The sequence below is a fragment of the Aquabacterium sp. genome (genome assembly GCF_029946005.1).
Classification (GTDB): Bacteria; Pseudomonadota; Gammaproteobacteria; order Burkholderiales; family Burkholderiaceae_C; genus Aquabacterium.
This window is the reverse complement of the sequence record NZ_JAQSDR010000030.1, coordinates 63,845-79,762: the sequence shown is the minus strand read 5'-3', so window position 1 is coordinate 79,762 and position 15,918 is coordinate 63,845. Positions and strand designations below refer to the sequence as shown.

Below are 15,918 nucleotides of genomic sequence, written 5' to 3'. Positions count from 1 at the left end.
GTTCTTTCAGGTCAAGGGCAGCAGGAGCGTCGTCAGCGCGTGCAAGGCCAGCCCCACCAGCCCACCGACCAAGGTGCCATTGATGCGGATGAACTGCAGGTCTCGGCCCACGCTCAACTCGATCTGGTCCACCAGTTGGCGCTCGTCCCAACCCTTGACGGTGGTGGCGATGTGGGTGGTCAGGGTGGTGCGCAAGGTGCCGGCCAGTTTCTCGGCGGCGGACAGCACGTGCGTGTTGATGGCCTCGCGCAAGTGACCGTCTTCGGCCAATTTTTGCCCCATGCGCAGCAGGCCTTGCTCCAGGTAGCGGCCCATGGATGACGTTTCCTTGGCCAGGTCTCGCTTGAGTGCAGCGTGGATCTCTGCCCACAAGCCGTTGACGTAGTCATGCAGGGCGGGGTGGTCGATGATCGTCATCTTGATCTCGTTGACGCGGTCAATCAGCGCGGGCTCGTTTTTCAGGCGCTCGATGAAGCTTTGCAACCAGTCTTCGTATTGCACCCGAACCGGGTGCTGAGGATCGGACATCACCTCTCGCATCTCGCTGATGATCGCCACCGCCAGCCGGTCGGCCAGGTTGTCGCCCAGGTCGTCGACGGACTTGATGATGTTGACGGCCTTGATGATCTTGGGCCACTCGCTGCGGGCGTGCTTGACCATCAGGCCTGACAGCTTTTGCCGGGTCTCCGGGTTGTCGAGGTAGTTGCCCAGGTTCAGCAACGCTGCGTCCAGCATTTCGTGGTGCCGACCATCCTTGGTGAGCAGGCCCAGCACATCGCCGCCCAAAGAGGCCGCGTTCCAGGTGCGCACCTTGGCCACCACGAACTGGTGGATCGCTTGCCGAACGGCGGTTTCGTCCAGCAAGTCGAGCGCCTCCAGCGCAATGGCCCGGGCCGAAGCGCTGAGTTGCTTCACATTGTCCGGCTCGCTGACCCACTGGCCCAGGCGAGCGGCGGGGTCGAACACCGACAGCTTGGACAGCAGGGTTTGCGGATCCAGGAAATGGTCGCGCACGAACACGGCCAGGCTGTCGGCGATGCGGCCTTTGCTGGCGGGGATGATGGCCGTGTGGGGAATGGGCAGGCCCAGTGGCCGCCTGAACAGGGCGACCACCGCGAACCAGTCGGCCAGGGCACCCACGGCGGCGGCTTCGCAAAAGGCCTTGGTCCACGCCCAGGCGCCTTGGCCCCCCATCCACTGGCTGAGCGCCAGGCCGGCGATGGCCAGCAGCAGCAAACCCAGGGCGAGGGCCTGCATGCGCCGAAGTGGCTTGGCGCGCGGGTCTTCGGCGGCTGAGTGGCTCGACGGCATCAGCGGCTCCACCGCGCGGTGCGCCCGTATTCGCGGTAACCCAGGCGCCGGTAGATGGCTTCTCCCATGTGCGAGGCCTGCAAGGTCACGGCATGTGCGCCACGCTCGAAGGCCAGGTTGGTGGCCATGGCCGTGCAGGCGGCGGCCAGGTTTTCCAGAGAAGCAGCAATCTCGGGCATGGGGGACTCACCTTGATTTGTGTTTGAACAAGGAGGATACCCGGGGCCTATGCCACTCAGGCGATGGGGGCGGCGTCCAGCCAGGTCCCCGGCTTCAACCCATCCAGGGCGTAGGGGCCGATGGCCGCGCGGATCAGCCGCAGCGTGGGAAAGCCCACGGCGGCCGTCATGCGACGCACCTGACGGTTGCGGCCCTCTCGGATCACCAGCTCCACCCATGCCGTGGGGATGGCCTGGCGCACGCGGATGGGGGGGGCTCGGTCCCAGATGGCCGGTGGCTCGTCCAGCAAGCGGGCCAGGGCCGGCAGGGTGAGGCCGTCTTTCAGCGCCACGCCTTGCCGAAGGGCCGCCAGGGCGGCTTCGTCGGGTACCCCTTCAACCTGCACCCAATAGGTTTTCTCCATCTTGAAACGCGGGTCGGCGATGCGCGCCTGCAGCTGGCCATCGCTGGTGAGCAGCAGCAGGCCTTCGCTGTCGGCATCCAGCCGCCCGGCCACGTAAACGCCAGGCAAGTCGATGAACTCCTTCAGGCCGCGCCAGCGTCCTTCGTCGGTGAACTGGCTGAGGACGCCATAAGGCTTATTGAAACGGATCAGGCGCGAAGCAGGGGCGGGGTTCATGGCGACATCCTAGCGGTGATCCCCTTTTCTGATAGCGTGCCGACATGACCCACCTTGCTTTGCCCGCCCTTGACTTCTGGACCGTTCACTGCGACGGCAGCGCGGTGCCCAACCCCGGCCGCATGGGCCTGGGCGTGGTGATGACCGACCCTGATGGCGTGAGCCACCGCTTTTCTCAGGCCACTCACGCGATTGGTTGCAACAACGAGGCGGAATTGCGGGCCCTGATGGCGGCGCTTGAGGCCTTGAAGTCGCGCGGGGTGACCAAGCTCTGTGCCTACAGCGACAACAGCGTGCTGGTGGAGCAGCTCACCGATGCGCGCAGCAAGCCCATTGCGCGGCTGGCCGCCCTGTTTGACGAAGCCCGGGCGCTGCTGGCGGCGTTTGAGCAGGCCAGCTTGCGCTGGATACCTCGGCACCGCAATGTGGAAGCAGATGCCTTGGCGCGTGCGGCCATGGGGTTGCCGCTCAAGCCGCTGGCCAAGGCGTCCAAGCGCAGGCGTTGAGGAGGGGCGGATCGCCGCCATTCCGCAGAAACCCGCAGACGCTGGCACGGGTGTTCCTGATCCAATCCGTGAAGTTGTCACAACGGAGCACACCCATGATCAGCAAGCAGTCAGTGGCGCGGAGCCTGACCACCCTGGCTTTGGCCGGCACGGCCTTCGCCGCCCACGCGGTCACTTATTTTTCCTGGCAGACCGTCGAGCTGCCCGTGGCCTCGGGCGCTTCGTGCGGCAATGGCACCCCTTACCGCTTCTTCGTGAACCGCACGCCCCTGACCAACCGCACCATCGTGGTCTACGAGGGTGGTGGCGCTTGTTGGGATCAGAAGTCCTGCCTGGGCGGCGACCTGCTGTCGGCCTCCAACCCCGATGGCGTTCCCAGCAACTACATGGCGGAGCTGCCACACCAGTTGTCCACGCCCTTCACCTCGCGCGTGAACCCGCTGCAAACCGTGCGCACGCAAGGCTGGAACATCGTGTTCGTGCCGTATTGCACTGGTGATGTCCACACCGGCAACGCCACGGCCGTGTACGCCGATGCCGACCCGACCAAGCCCCTGGCCTACCTGCACCGGGGCTCAATCAACAGCGAGGGCGTGGCCGCCTGGCTCAAGGCCAACATGCCACGTCCTGACCAACTGCTGGTGGCTGGATTTTCGGCCGGTGGGGCAGGGGCCACCGCCAACTATGGCGTGATCCGCAATGCGCTGAATCCCAAGAAGTCCGCCATGCTGGCCGACTCGGGCCCGCTCTACCCGGCGCCCCGTGCCGGCACCGCCGCGCAGTACCCTTCGCTGCCTTTGCAAAACAAGATCCGCGTGGCCTGGGGCCTGGATGGCCCCAATGGTTTGGTCACCAAGCTGCTGACGCAGTACCCGGACGCGGGCGATGCCAACAACCTGGGCTCGATGACCACGGGCCTGGCCAAGATCTTCCCTCAGGATCGCCTGGGCTACGCGTTGTTCCAGCAGGACGGTGTGTACTCGGATTTTTCGTACACCAAGTTCAACCCCGAGATCGCGGCGGCCACGGGGGATGCCAAGGCCCAGTTGCTGAACGTCAAGTGGCGGCAGGACATTGGCCACTGGATCGGTGCCATCCAGCCGCACCAGAACGTGGGCTACTACGTGCCCTACGCCCGCGACATCATCAACTCGCACTGCCTGACCACGCTCACCTTCGGGGGCACGGCGATCAAGGAATCGAACCTGAAGAACGTGAGCAACTTCATCGACAACCTGCTCGATGGCACCGGCACGCCCTTGCGCGTGGTGGAGGTGGCACAGGTCAAGCAAGAGGCCTTCCCCGGCTTCTGGGGCAGCTTGATCAACCCCATCCTGGCCTCGCTGGGGTATTGATGGACCACGGTCACTTCGCGTTGACGATGCCCTTGAAGTCGTAGGGCACGACGATGGTGTGAACCTTGCCGGAGGCGACGCCTTCGGCGATCTTCAGGTTGGCCATCGCATTCATGTAGCCGATGGCGCCTGCGTTGGCGTTCAAGGCCGCGATGCGCTCGGCCTCTTTCTTGGCGGTCTGCACTTCCACTTCCTTGGTCTTGAGCTCGTTCTGCGCGCGGACCAGTTCGTTGGCGCTGTTGACGATGACATCGGCCGGCGTGATCGCGCGCACCTGCACCTGCGAGACCGTGATCTTGTCGGCCAGCTTTTCTTCGGTCAGCGTCTTGATGATGTTCTCGCGGATCTGCTGTTCGATCAGCGGGCGGTTGTCCGACATCTTGAGCGACTCGTAGGCGCGGGCCACCTTGTAGGCGGCATTGCGGGCGCTCAGTGCCACGTAGTTCTGCATCAGCAGGATGTCGTCGTTGTGCTCCGCCATGCCGTGAAAAGTGCGGTTCTTGGTGGTCCACAGCTCGGACACGGCCGAGGGGTTGACGTTGTAGACCACCGTCATGTCGAAGTCCTTGACCGTGGAGTTGTCCGAGGCCAGCGGCGTCATGTTGTCCACGCCCACGGCCACGTCCTGGATCTTGAAGGTGAGGATGCGGCCGACCAGTGTTTGGTTGAACGAGCCCGGCAGGCGCTCCACCGGGTCGGTGGTCTTGTCGAAGTTGATGCGCAAGCCCACCTCCCCGGTTTCGATGCGGGTGCAGCCCGACAGGGCGACGGCGGAGGCGATGGCCAATGTGCTGAAGCGTTTTTTCATGGGACTCCCGGTTCCGGTTCTACTCAAATGAGGGGGTGGATTTGCCGGGCATCATGCCAGCATGCCTTTGCCCGCCCCGCCTGGGCCCGTACACTTGAGTCCATGGAAATTGGGACATCATGAGCACGCAGCCTTCCGCTGTGCGGGGCGACGCCTATCTGATCGTGGACGACCACGCCTTGATCCGCGAGGGCATCGTGCGCGTTTTCAGCGACACCCGTCCCCAGGCCCGCCTGTTCGAGGCCAGCAGCCTGCAGCAGGCCATTGAAACCTTGCAGGGCGAGCACGGGCCCTCCATCGACACCGTGTTGCTCGATTTGCACTTGCCCGACAGCCGCGGTCTGGAGACGCTGCAAAGGATCAAGGCCGTGGCGCCCAACGTGGTGGTGGGCGTGGTCTCGGGCACCGACGACGACCAACTGGCCATGCAATGCCTGCAACAAGGCGCCGCCGCTTTTGTGCCCAAGCATGGCGACCTTGATCAGTTCGTGCAGGGCATCTCGGCCATGGCCAGTGGTGGCATCTACTTCCCGCGTGAATTGCTCTGGCAGGTCTCGGGCCGCTTGTCGGTGGTGGACAAGCCTGCTGCCCTCAGTGCATCCTTGGTGCGCTTGACACCGCGCCAGGGTGAAGTGCTGCGCCTGCTGCTCAAGGGCTTCTCCAACCAGGTCATCTCCAACGAGCTGGGCATCAGCTCGGAGACGGTCAAGCTGCACGTCAGTGCCTTGTTGCGGGCCCACAAGGTCAGCAGCCGGGTGCATTTGATCCTGGCCTGTGCGAACCCAAGCCCGCATGTCGCCTGAGCCTTCGCGCCAGGACAGTCGGTTGCTGTGCCTGTCGCTGCGGGGCTTGCCCCAGCAAGAGGCCGCCATCTGGATCGACATCTTGGGCAACGGCTGGCGCAACCATCCCAAAGCCCTGCCCATGCAGATCGTGGGCTTGCTGCTGATGGGCTTGCTGATCACCAAGTCAAACCTGCCCATGGCGCAGTGGCTGCTGCCCTGGGCTTGCATGATTCTGGTGTGCGCCGCAGTGACGCTGCTGGCGGTTCGCTTCAGGCAGATTCAATTGCACGCCGGCAACTACGGACGCTGGCGCGCCTTGCTGCTGGGGTGGCGCGCTGTGCACGGGGTGTCTGGCGGCGTGCTGTGCGCACTGCTGTATGGCGGCTTGACGCCTGAGTGGCAACTGCCCCTGCTGATCACCGTGGTGGTGTTCACCTACGGCCTGACGTTCTACGCGATCGAAGATTTTGGCTTGGCCATGGTGGGCACCGCGCCCGTCGTGCTCAGCTTGCTGGTGGCCTTGATGTGGCACGGCAGCTCGGCCGACCACTACATCGCCGTGTTGCTGGTGGCGGCCTGCATCAATGGCTGGTTGGCAGGCCGTGCTATTTCGATCCGCTTGTTCGAGGCTGCGCGCACGCGCCAGCGCAATGCGGTGCTGGTTGAAGAGTTGGCCCGCGAGGTGGACGAAGTGACGCGCGCCAAGGCCCAGGCCGACCAGGCCAACCGCGAGAAGAGCGAGTTCTTCGCCGCCGCCAGCCATGACCTGCGACAACCCCTGTACAGCCTGCAACTGCTGAGCGACCACCTGCGCAAGCAGCTCACCTCGCTTTATCAGATGGAGGTGGCCGACAAGCTGGGCGGCGCGCTGACCTCCATGCGGCATTTGTTCGAGCGCATGTTCGACGTGGCCCGCATCGAAGCGCAGAAGGTGGCGTGCCAGCCGCAAAACGTGTCGGTGCGCGACCTGTTCACCTCACTGGACCAGGAGTTCGCGCTGGCTTGCAGCGAGAAGGGCTTGCGCTGGTCCGTGCACCCCACGGACGACTGGCTCTGGACCGACGCCGTGCTGGCCCAACGCATGCTGCGCAATCTGCTGGAGAACGCGGTGCGCTACACCCAGCATGGCGAGGTGCGCTTGCGGGCGCGCCGCCGGGGTGGCCTGGTCCACTGCCAGGTGTGGGACACGGGCATGGGGATCTCGCGGGCCGATCGGCCCAAGGTCTTCAACGATTACTTCCAGGTGCAGAACACCGCGCGGCGTGCGCAGGATGGCTTGGGTTTGGGCCTGGGCGTGGTGCGCAGGCTCGTGGCCTTGACAGGCACCCGCGTGGCGCTGCATTCCAGGCTGGGCCGGGGCTCCTGCTTTGACATCGCGTTTGAGCCAGGGCAAGCGCAGCCACCCCAGGTCCCCGTTTCGCAGGTCGATGCGGCCACGACGCTGGGTGATCACGACTGCGTGCTCGTCATCGAAGATCAGGCCACTGTGCTGGACGCCGTGGTGACGGTGCTCCAGCACAGTGGCTACCGCACCCTGGGTGGCGAGAACGCGATGGCGCTGGTGCAGCAAGCCGCCGAGCAGGAGCTTGGGCCTTGCGTCGTCATCTGCGACTACCGCCTGAGCCATTCCTACAGCGGCTTCGATGCGATCGCCGAGCTGCGCCATGAACTGGGCGACGAGTTCCCCGCGATCCTGGTGACCGGCGACCTCGATCCGCAGATCCAGGCCCGGGCCGCAGAGCAGGGCATCCGCTTGATGCACAAGCCGCTGGACCGTGAGCAATTGCTGCAGGCCTTGCACCAGAGCACTACCCGCTCGGGTTAGTGCGCCTAACCCGCCAGGGCAGCCTTGAACGGGGGGTGGTTGATTGAGAGGTGGCCTTGAACAATGGCGCCACCAAATCCATTCAATCAAGGACCACCTCATGAACACATCAACACTGCGCCCTGTGCTGGGCGCACTGGCCCTGCTGGCCGCTGGCCAAGCCATGGCCTTGGGCGTGAACACCACGACTCAGATGAAGTGCTTCTACAAGGCCAACCCCACCACCACCGACCCCGAGTCCAACTACGTGTGGGCCCGCAACGGCTCGATCCTGTCGGTCTACAAGGTCAGTGGCAACTGGTTCAAGGATGGCGTGACGAGCATCAAGAACATGTTCTACACCAGCACCTCGCAAGCCACCTTGAAGTCGGTGTGCCAGAACACCTTCACCTTGATGGGCGTGAGCCAGCCCCTGTTGATGATCGCCGCGGCTGACACGCCGGTCGGCTTGAACTACACCATCTGGACCCACGACCCCGTCACGCAGCCCGCGAAGATCAGCAAGGTTGTGGTGTTTGGCGACAGCGTCTCGGACAACCATAACGTGTACAACGCCACCCACTGGGAAGTGCCCAGCCCGCACAGCTATGTGTCGGGCCGCTTCACCAACGGCAAGGTCTGGAACGAATACTTGACCGACAACCTGGGCGTGCCCAACTACAACTGGGCCGTGGGTGGTGCAGCCGCTGACGACTACTACGTGATCCCCGGCGTGGTCTCTCAGGTCCAGTCATACCGGGACTACATGGTGGCCGCGAAGAACTACAAACCGGCCAACACCCTGTTCACCATGCTGATCGGCGCCAACGACCTGATCAACTATGGCCGCACGGTGGAGTCGATCGTGGGCAATCAGCAGTCGGCCCTGCAAAGCCTGATCAACTCTGGCGCCAAGCAGATCCTGGTACTGAACGTGCCTGACCTGTCCAAGTCGCCGAAGATGTCGGCCGCGATGGGCTTCAAGACGCAGGCTGAGCGCGATGCGCTGTTCGCCAATGTGAACCAGCTCAACACCAATGTGGCGTCCCTGGTGGCCACGCTGAAGGCGCAGAACCCGACGGTGAACATCCGCTTGTTCGACACCCGCACGTTGGTCGATGACATGCTCAACAACCCGGTGGCTTATGGCGTCACCAACACCACGCAGTCCTGCCTGGACATCAACGACGATAACTCGATGAACTATGCGCAGACCCAAGGCATCCGCCCGGGCTGCACCAATGCCGACACCTACCTGTTCTGGGATTTGCTGCACCCCACGACCAAGGCCGCCCAGACCATCGCCAACCAGGTCATTCCTTTCGTGAGGGCCAACTACCCGGTGCAGTGAGCTTGGCAAGACGCAGGGTTTTTTCGATCCGTGCTTCCTCGGCCTGGCACTGGGGCCCCGACAAGACGGTTTGCATGTCGTCCAGCAGCACCCGGGTGCGCGCTGGCATGAGGCGGCGGCCAGGGAACACGGCCCAGGCATCGGTGGCGGGCGGGCGCCAATCGGGCAACACGGGTGCCAGCGCGCCACTGCGCAGGTGCGGCTCGACGAAATGATCGCCGACCAGCGCAATGCCCGCGTCCGACAGGGCCATGCGCATCAGCACCTCGGGCGAGTTGGCGGTGGCGCGGCCGGGTGGGATGCCCTCCCAGCGCGCCTGGTCGCGGTGCAACACCCAGGGCACGGGGTCGCCGCTGCGGCCTAGCAGGCGCAGGGCGTCGTGTTCCATCAAGGCTTCGGGCTCCGAAGGCTGGCCGCGCCGCGCCAGGTACCTGGGTGAGGCATACAGACCCGCGGTGAAGGTGGCGAGCCGCCGTGCCGCCAGGGTGCTGTCGTCAGGCAGGTCGCCCATGCGGATGGCCACGTCGAAGTTCTCGCCGATCAGGTCAACGCGGCGTGGCGTGAGGTCCAGCTCCAGCGAGATGGCGGGGTACTTCTGCACGAAGGTGGCCAGCATCGGGGCCAGTACATTGGTGGCGAAGTCTGCCGGCATCGACACCCGCAGCCGCCCGCTGGGCTCGACCTGGCGGTGCTGCGCCAGCAGTGAAGCTGCATCCACCTCTGAAGCGATCTGGTGCGCGTGTTCCAGCACGCTGTGGCCAAAATCCGTGAGGGTGAGCTGGCGGGTGGTGCGCAGCAGCAGTCGTTCGCCCAGTTGCGCTTCCAGGGCGGACACGCGGCGCGACACGGTCGATTTGGGCAAGCCCAGGCGCTCGGCTGCGCGTGTGAAACTGTGCTCGTCCACCACCCGGGCGAAGAGCAAAAGATCGTTCGCTTCCACGTTCATTGCCGCCACCATTGTTCTGCCAGTGGAACAATGTTATCCAATTCAAGGTCTTCCGCAAGTCTGTGGGGATAATTACAGTGAGTCCATCGCTTCAACACTTTCTGCCAAGGACTCACCATGAACATCTTGCAAATCAATTCCAGCTCGCGCCCTGACGCTTCGCACTCCAGCCGCCTGGCCGCCACCATCGTCGAGCGCCTGCGCACCCAGCAGCTGGATGCCACCGTCACCGTGCGTGACCTGGGCCGCGCGCCGCTGGGTGAATTGGACGAACCCGCGCTGCAAGCCCTGTTCACCCCTGCTGAGCAACGCACCGCCGAGCAAGCCGCCCGCGTGGCCGCGGACGACGCCGTGATCGCCGAAATCCAGGCCGCCGATGTGCTGGTGCTGGGCGTGCCCATGTACAACTTTGGCGTGCCCGCCCAGCTCAAGAACTGGATCGACGCCATCGCCCGTGCCAAGGTCACCTTCGCGTACACCGAGAAGGGCCCTGTCGGCCTGCTGACCGGCAAGAAGGTCTATGTGGCGCTGACCCGTGGCGGCCTGTACCGCAACACCCCGGCCGACACGCAAGTGCCCTACCTCAAGACCGTGCTGGCCTTCTTGGGCATGACCGATGTGCAGTTTGTTTATGTCGAAGGCATCGCCCTGGGTCCACAGGCCGAGCAAGAGGCCTTGGCCTCGGCCCAGGCCCAGATCGAGGAAGTCATCCCCGCTTGATCAAGGATGGGGCCTTGCGGCTCAGTCCTGGTCGGTGCTGGCCGTGTCAGATGCGGCGATGTCGGACAGGCTGGGGCCGCGGCGAGGCGCGTGCTTTTCAACGGCCGTGCCCACCGCGCGTTTGAGCTTGCCCACCGCGCCTTGAATGGCCTGGTGGGCGGATGGTCCGTGGTCCTTGACGATCACGGGCTCCAACCCGATCAGCCGGGCCTCCAGCGTGCAGTGGATGTCGTCCGGGTGGGCCTTGGTGTGGCTGACCGCGTCGGTGACGTGGGCTTCGACGCGGGTGACGTGGTCGCCAAAGCGGCTCAGGGCTTCCTTCACCTCGGTTTCGAGGAACTCGGCCATGCCGTGGCGGCCATCAACGTGGGTATCGGTGTTCAGCAAGACTTGCATGGGGCCTTCTTTCCTCAGGATGTTTCAGCCCAGTGTAGCCCTGCCTTGCCCATCCTTGCTGGCCCGCGCCCAGAACAGCCCGGTCGTGAAGGTGAATGAACCGTCCGGCTCGATGGCCAGCGCCTCGTGCACTTCCTGAGGTGCATCGGTCTGCACTTCGCGGATCATGGCCACGCGCGACGCAGGTGTTCGCATGCGGGCCACCCACGATGGGAAGTCGATGTGCACGGGCCAGCTGTCATGTGCCACGTTGGCGAAGCCCGCATCGGCCAGCAAGGCGCGCCATTGCGAGACGGCGCGGTTGCGCACATGCGAGCGGTCCCTGAGCAACTCGATGGCTTGCAAATGGCTGTCGACCAGGGCGTCTTCTTCGCCTTGCACGTCAATCAGCAGCAAGTGGCCGCCCGGCTTGAGCACGCGGCGCATTTCTTTCAAGGCTTGTTCCAGTTGGGTCCAGTGGTGGGCGCTGTAGCGTGAGCAGACGAGGTCGAAGCTGGCATTGGGCAACGGCAGGCTCTCCGCGCTGGACTGCAGGGTCTCGATGTGGCGGAGGCCTCGCGCCTGAGCGGCTTGCTGGACGGTGGCCAGCATCTGGGGCGAGGGGTCGAGCGCGACGATGCGGGCCACGTGGGGGGCCAGCGCGAAGCTGAGGTGACCGGCGCCACAGCCCACGTCCAGCGCTTGACCGCTGGCGGGGATGGCCTGCCCGACCAAAGCTTGCGCTTGAGCCAAGTCCGGGCCTTGGGCATGGACCGGGCTGTCCAGGTAAGCCTGGGCCTGCGTGCCGTACTGGTCGAGGTTGGTCTGAAGGTGGGTTCGCATCGCGGGCTCCGTTTTGACTGATCGAGCCTTCACCTTAGGCGTGTCATGATCCTGGTACAAGATCAGTGCTTATCCTATAACTGGAATCAACAGGCTGAGGCCCCTGAGAGCATGCGGAATCGCCCAACTTCGGTGCCCCACACCACCCCCGTGCCCCAGAACCAGTTGGGCGAGTTCCTGCGCGCCAAGCGGGATCAGCTGCGCCCCGAGGACGTGGACTTGCCGCCCGGCTTCAGGCGGCGCGCGCCAGGCCTGCGCCGTGAAGAGGTGGCCACGCTTTGCCACATCAGCCCCACCTGGTACACCTGGATCGAGCAGGGTCGCACGCAGGCCGTGTCCACCGACACTTTGGGCGCGATCGCGACCGGACTGCATTTGTCGAATGCCGAGCGCGCCTACCTGTTCCAACTGGCGGCACGGGCCGACCCCGAGCACTCGCCAGAGAATGGCTCCGAAACGCATCAATTGGCCGACCTGGTCAAGGTGATCCGCACGCCCGCCTACATCCTGGATCGCCATTGGGATGCCATCGCCTGGAACAGGCCTGCAGCCCTGTTGTTCGAAGATTGGCTCAAGGGGCGAGGGGTGCGCAATCTGCTGCGCTATGTGTTCCTGCACCCGCAGGCGCCCAGTTTCATCGTCAACTGGCCGGAGCGGGCGCAGCGCCTGGTGGCCGAGTACCGCTCGGACACGGCGGCCTGGCGGGATGACCCGGTGCGCCAGGCCTTGGTCGATGAATTGCGTTCCGCCAGTCGGGCTTTCGACGCGGCCTGGCAGTCTCAAAAAGTGCTGAGCCGAGAAGGCGGGCTGCGGGCTTTCGAGCATGCCCGTTCAGGACGGCACGAGTACCAGCAGTTCACCTTGCGCGTGGCGCAGCATCCCGATCTGAAGCTCACCGTGCTGGTGCCGGATGAGCCTGCTTGAACCGCGGATGCGGCTTGCCACTGATTAACATTTCATTGATAATTGAAATATGAAAGAACAAGACGTTGTGAAATCCCTGGCGGCCTTGGCCCAATCTGTTCGCCTGCAGGTGTTCCGTGCCTTGGTGGTGGCGGGCCCGGCTGGGTTGACGCCTTCGGCCTTGAGCGAATCGCTCGGCGTGCCGGGCTCGGCCTTGTCCTTCCACCTCAAGGAGTTGTTGCATGCTGAACTGGTCACCCAGGAGCGCGATGGCCGCCATTTGATTTACCGCGCAGCCTTCGACCGCATGAACGGTTTGCTGTCCTACCTGAGCGACAACTGTTGTCAGGGGCAGCCTTGCGTCAAGCAGCCGAAGTCTGGAACAACACGAGCACACAGCACATGAGCACGATCAAGATTTACCACAACCCGGCTTGCGGCACGTCCCGCAACACCCTGGCCCTGATCCGCCACACCGGGGTCGAGCCCCAGGTGATCGAATACCTGAAGACACCGCCAAGTCGCGAAGACTTGCAAGGGCTGTTGGCCGCTTTGGCCATCCCCGTTCGCGAGTTGCTGCGCCGCAAGGGCACACCGTATGACGAGCTGGGGCTGGACGCACCCCATTGGACCGATGAGCAACTGCTCGACTTCGTGGTGGCGCATCCCATCCTGATGAACCGCCCGGTCGTGGTGACGCCATTGGGGGCCAAGCTTTGCCGCCCGTCCGAGGTCGTGCTGGACATCCTGCCGGCGTCTCAGCAAGGGCCATTCACCAAAGAGGATGGCGAGGTCGTGATTGACGCGGAGGGTCGCCGTGTCCACCGTGCATCCTGATCTGCCCAACGTTGACACCTTGCTGTTCAAGGCGCCGAGCAACGAGGCCTTGCAGGGCGCGGCCCGGTCCATGCATTCGCCGCGCTTCCTCTTGCTGTATGGCTCATTGCGCGAGCGCTCCTACAGCAAGCTGCTGACGCTGGAAGCAGCACGTTTGCTGGAGGCCATGGGCGGCGAGGTTCGGGTGTTTGACCCCACCGATTTGCCCTTGCCGGACTCGGTGCCGGACACTCATCCCAAGGTGCAGGAGTTGCGCGAACTGGCGCAGTGGGCCGAGGGCATGGTGTGGTGTTCGCCCGAGCGGCATGGCGCCATGACTGGCATCATGAAAGCCCAGATCGACTGGATCCCTTTGAGCATGGGCGCGGTCCGGCCAACGCAGGGCAAGACTCTGGCGGTCATGGAGGTGTCGGGTGGCTCGCAGTCGTTCAACGCCGTCAACCAGATGCGCATCCTGGGGCGCTGGATGCGCATGATCACCATCCCGAATCAGTCGTCGGTGGCCAAGGCCTTCCTGGAGTTCGACGAGGCGGGGCGCATGAAGCCCTCCGCCTACTACGAGCGGGTGGTCGATGTGATGGAAGAGCTGGTCAAGTTCACCTTGCTGACGCGGGATGTGGCCGGCCACCTGGTCGATCGCTACAGCGAGCGGCGCGAATCGGCAGAGGCCTTGAGCCGGCGGGTGAACCAAGCCACGATCTAGTGCCGGGTGTGGGTTGGCGCTACGATGCGCCATGAGCATCACACGCGCCTTGTTCGCCCTCATGTGCATCGGAGGGCTGCTGATGTCCTCTCCCAGCTGGGCCCGAGAGGCGCCTGGCTGTGACGTGCCGACTGTGGCTCGGGTGCTTGAAAAGCGCCTGGCCATCGCGGTTGCAAGTCCGGGTGTGGTGTGCAAGATCCACCCCGAGAACAAGCAATGGGCCATCGTGGCCTTGTTCCACTACCTGAAGATGGAAGACGGCACCGAGGTGGGCGACCAGAAAGGTTTGGCGGTGGCGGTGGTGGACACCCGCCGGGCGATCATCAAGCAGCTTTACCAGGAAACTGTGGAGTTGAACCCCGGCATCCGCATCACCGACACCAGCCTGTCCATCGACACCGCGCGCTATGACCTGGCCCCGGACGTGCGCGCTTTCGGGGTGCGCATGGACATTGGCCACAGCCCCAAGTGCGCGGACGGTGGCACCAGCCGGTACCTCACGTTGTTGGTGCCGGATGGCCTGGGTTTGCGGCCCGTGTTGAAACGTCAGCCTCTGCGTGTGTGGACTGTGGCCAAGTGGAACCTGACGGACAACATCGATGCGTGCTCCATCGACACGGTCACCGAGGCCGATCTGATCCTGACATTGGGGCCGAGCAGCAGCCATGGCTGGCGCGACCTGAACGTGACCGCCCGCATTCAATCGCGGGGGCCGGGCCAGCAAGACAATGGCCAGCGGCCGTCCCGCAAGAAGACCGTGACCACTTTGCATTACGACGGGGAGCGCTACCCCGGCAACCTGGGGCCGATGACCAGCAAATTGCTCAGGCCCTGAAAAGACTGCTCAGCTTGGCTTGAAGACAAAGGAAGCCTTGGCCCCCAGCCCCGTGCCCACCAGCACCTGGCGCTGCAGGGTCTGCCCTTGGTGGCTGGCCTGGACGACATAGGTGCCGGGCGGCAACCGCAGCAGCGTGAACGGCCCATCGCTGGGCGCCTGGAACACCACTTCACCATTGGGGCGCGTGATGGTCAGTGGCACCGCGGCGATGTACTCGTTCTTGCCGTTGGCCAATTGAAAAGTTTCAATGTCGAGCGAGTAATCTTTTCTGGCCCCCTTCAAGGCGGTGGACTCGTCCAGGCCGACCCCCCCGCTCACGTAGCTGACACCCATGCTGGTCTTTTCGGCCGGTAAAGCGGCGCGCGGCCCTTCACAGGCGTGGGCGGTGGAAAATAGCAGCGCCCACACTGAAAGTGCAGCAATCCATGGTTTTTTTTGAAATCGTGCGGTCATGCGAGGCTCCTGTGAATCCGGGTGCGGAATCATCACACAGGGCAATCGGCGTGCCCGCGACCTTGGGCCGCTAGGTCATGCCGCCCGTCACCGCGTCTGCCGCCGCCTTGGCAATCTGGGCGTCCTCACCCGGCTTGACCCCGCTGACCCCCACGGCGCCCACGCACTGCCCATTCACCAGCACTGGCACGCCGCCTTCCAGCAAGCCCTCCAGCTTGGGTGCGGACAGGAACGCGAAGCGACCGCCATTGATCATCTCTTCGATGCCTTTGGTCTCGCGCTTCATTTGGGCAGCGGTGGCCGCCTTGGATTGCGAAATGGTGGCCGAGGCGATGTTGGCCCCTGGCATGCGCACAAAACCCAGCAGGTGCCCGCCGTCGTCACACACGGCGATCGACACGGCCCATTGGTGGGCCAGGGCCTCCTGCTGCGCGGCGTGCAGGGCTTTGAACGCGTCTTCGCTGGTCATCACCTGTTTACTGATCATGGTTGCCTCTCTCAATGATTGCGCCCCAGATCGGGTCACAGGCGAGACTGCGTGCAAAGGCCATGCCGGGCCGGGTGGTGTGCCTGTGCTTACA

20 protein-coding genes are annotated in these 15,918 nt (G+C 64.2%); 11 read left to right on the top strand and 9 right to left on the bottom strand.

Annotated features, from left to right (window positions below; all coding sequences use genetic code 11):
• Nucleotides 1-6 precede the first annotated feature (6 nt).
• The 3 genes from PSV38_RS14545 to PSV38_RS14535 are packed head-to-tail and all read right to left on the bottom strand — an operon-like array spanning nucleotide 7 to nucleotide 2,110.
• Nucleotides 7-1,311: a DUF445 domain-containing protein gene (locus PSV38_RS14545; protein WP_300548600.1), complete on the bottom strand. Its 1,305-nt coding sequence runs from the start codon at nucleotides 1,309-1,311 to the stop codon at nucleotides 7-9.
• The gene (locus tag PSV38_RS14540; protein WP_300548598.1) at nucleotides 1,311-1,490 is read right to left on the bottom strand and encodes a hypothetical protein; all 180 of its coding nucleotides are present in this window, start codon (nucleotides 1,488-1,490) and stop codon (nucleotides 1,311-1,313) included. The genes PSV38_RS14545 and PSV38_RS14540 overlap by 1 nt, the downstream gene beginning before the upstream one ends.
• Nucleotides 1,491-1,546: 56 nt before the next feature.
• Entirely contained in the window at nucleotides 1,547-2,110 is a 564-nt protein-coding gene (locus PSV38_RS14535; protein WP_300548596.1) for a pseudouridine synthase, read from the bottom strand.
• Nucleotides 2,111-2,154: 44 nt separating this feature from the next.
• Here PSV38_RS14535 and PSV38_RS14530 point away from each other — a divergent pair, with 44 nt between their 5' ends.
• On the top strand, nucleotides 2,155-2,616 hold the full coding sequence (locus tag PSV38_RS14530; RefSeq protein WP_300548595.1) for a ribonuclease HI family protein: 462 nt from the start codon (nucleotides 2,155-2,157) through the stop codon (nucleotides 2,614-2,616).
• Nucleotides 2,617-2,711: 95 nt separating this feature from the next.
• Entirely contained in the window at nucleotides 2,712-3,971 is a 1,260-nt protein-coding gene (locus PSV38_RS14525) for a pectin acetylesterase-family hydrolase (protein WP_300548593.1), read from the top strand.
• 10 nt (nucleotides 3,972-3,981) lie between these two features.
• Here the strand turns inward: PSV38_RS14525 and PSV38_RS14520 are convergent, their stop codons facing one another.
• Nucleotides 3,982-4,779 carry an SPFH domain-containing protein gene (locus PSV38_RS14520; protein WP_300548591.1) on the bottom strand — a complete coding sequence of 266 codons (798 nt, stop codon included), beginning with the start codon at nucleotides 4,777-4,779 and terminating at the stop codon, nucleotides 3,982-3,984.
• 119 nt (nucleotides 4,780-4,898) lie between these two features.
• Here PSV38_RS14520 and PSV38_RS14515 point away from each other — a divergent pair, with 119 nt between their 5' ends.
• The 3 genes from PSV38_RS14515 (at nucleotide 4,899) to PSV38_RS14505 (ending at nucleotide 8,719) form a co-directional block, all read left to right on the top strand.
• Entirely contained in the window at nucleotides 4,899-5,582 is a 684-nt protein-coding gene (locus tag PSV38_RS14515; RefSeq protein WP_300548589.1) for a response regulator transcription factor, read from the top strand.
• On the top strand, nucleotides 5,572-7,389 hold the full coding sequence (locus tag PSV38_RS14510; RefSeq protein ID WP_300548587.1) for a hybrid sensor histidine kinase/response regulator: 1,818 nt from the start codon (nucleotides 5,572-5,574) through the stop codon (nucleotides 7,387-7,389). The genes PSV38_RS14515 and PSV38_RS14510 overlap by 11 nt, the downstream gene beginning before the upstream one ends.
• Before the next feature lie 100 nt (nucleotides 7,390-7,489).
• Nucleotides 7,490-8,719, top strand: a complete 1,230-nt coding sequence (locus PSV38_RS14505) for an SGNH/GDSL hydrolase family protein (protein ID WP_300548585.1) — start codon at nucleotides 7,490-7,492, stop codon at nucleotides 8,717-8,719.
• Here the strand turns inward: PSV38_RS14505 and PSV38_RS14500 are convergent.
• The gene (locus PSV38_RS14500; RefSeq protein ID WP_300548583.1) at nucleotides 8,682-9,665 is read right to left on the bottom strand and encodes a LysR family transcriptional regulator; all 984 of its coding nucleotides are present in this window, start codon (nucleotides 9,663-9,665) and stop codon (nucleotides 8,682-8,684) included. The genes PSV38_RS14505 and PSV38_RS14500 overlap by 38 nt on opposite strands.
• Nucleotides 9,666-9,782: 117 nt before the next feature.
• Here PSV38_RS14500 and PSV38_RS14495 point away from each other — a divergent pair, with 117 nt between their 5' ends.
• Nucleotides 9,783-10,385, top strand: a complete 603-nt coding sequence (locus PSV38_RS14495) for an NAD(P)H-dependent oxidoreductase (protein WP_300548581.1) — start codon at nucleotides 9,783-9,785, stop codon at nucleotides 10,383-10,385.
• Between the two features lie 21 nt (nucleotides 10,386-10,406).
• On the opposite strand, the gene PSV38_RS14490 is transcribed toward PSV38_RS14495, so the two are convergent.
• Complete coding sequence (locus PSV38_RS14490; protein WP_300548580.1) at nucleotides 10,407-10,781, bottom strand: hypothetical protein; 375 nt, start codon at nucleotides 10,779-10,781, stop codon at nucleotides 10,407-10,409.
• Between the two features lie 24 nt (nucleotides 10,782-10,805).
• Entirely contained in the window at nucleotides 10,806-11,603 is a 798-nt protein-coding gene (locus PSV38_RS14485) for a class I SAM-dependent methyltransferase (RefSeq protein WP_300548578.1), read from the bottom strand.
• A 111-nt stretch (nucleotides 11,604-11,714) separates the two neighbouring features.
• Between PSV38_RS14485 and PSV38_RS14480 the strand changes: the two genes are divergently transcribed.
• The 5 genes from PSV38_RS14480 to PSV38_RS14460 are packed head-to-tail and all read left to right on the top strand — an operon-like array spanning nucleotide 11,715 to nucleotide 14,881.
• Nucleotides 11,715-12,527, top strand: coding sequence for a helix-turn-helix transcriptional regulator (locus PSV38_RS14480; protein WP_300548576.1), 813 nt, complete (start codon nucleotides 11,715-11,717; stop codon nucleotides 12,525-12,527).
• A 49-nt stretch (nucleotides 12,528-12,576) separates the two neighbouring features.
• Nucleotides 12,577-12,912, top strand: a complete 336-nt coding sequence (locus tag PSV38_RS14475; protein WP_300548574.1) for a metalloregulator ArsR/SmtB family transcription factor — start codon at nucleotides 12,577-12,579, stop codon at nucleotides 12,910-12,912.
• On the top strand, nucleotides 12,909-13,343 hold the full coding sequence (gene arsC / locus PSV38_RS14470; RefSeq protein WP_300548572.1) for an arsenate reductase (glutaredoxin): 435 nt from the start codon (nucleotides 12,909-12,911) through the stop codon (nucleotides 13,341-13,343). Before PSV38_RS14475 ends, arsC begins: the two co-directional genes overlap by 4 nt.
• The gene (gene arsH, locus PSV38_RS14465; protein WP_300548570.1) at nucleotides 13,324-14,046 is read left to right on the top strand and encodes an arsenical resistance protein ArsH; all 723 of its coding nucleotides are present in this window, start codon (nucleotides 13,324-13,326) and stop codon (nucleotides 14,044-14,046) included. The genes arsC and arsH overlap by 20 nt, the downstream gene beginning before the upstream one ends.
• 31 nt (nucleotides 14,047-14,077) lie before the next feature.
• Nucleotides 14,078-14,881, top strand: coding sequence for a hypothetical protein (locus PSV38_RS14460; RefSeq protein ID WP_300548568.1), 804 nt, complete (start codon nucleotides 14,078-14,080; stop codon nucleotides 14,879-14,881).
• 9 nt (nucleotides 14,882-14,890) lie between these two features.
• Here the strand turns inward: PSV38_RS14460 and PSV38_RS14455 are convergent, their stop codons facing one another.
• Together PSV38_RS14455 and PSV38_RS14450 are read right to left on the bottom strand one after the other, a co-directional pair.
• On the bottom strand, nucleotides 14,891-15,337 hold the full coding sequence (locus PSV38_RS14455) for a carboxypeptidase regulatory-like domain-containing protein (RefSeq protein ID WP_300548567.1): 447 nt from the start codon (nucleotides 15,335-15,337) through the stop codon (nucleotides 14,891-14,893).
• Nucleotides 15,338-15,407: 70 nt separating this feature from the next.
• Nucleotides 15,408-15,824, bottom strand: coding sequence for a heme-binding protein (locus tag PSV38_RS14450; protein WP_300548565.1), 417 nt, complete (start codon nucleotides 15,822-15,824; stop codon nucleotides 15,408-15,410).
• Nucleotides 15,825-15,918 lie beyond the last annotated feature (94 nt).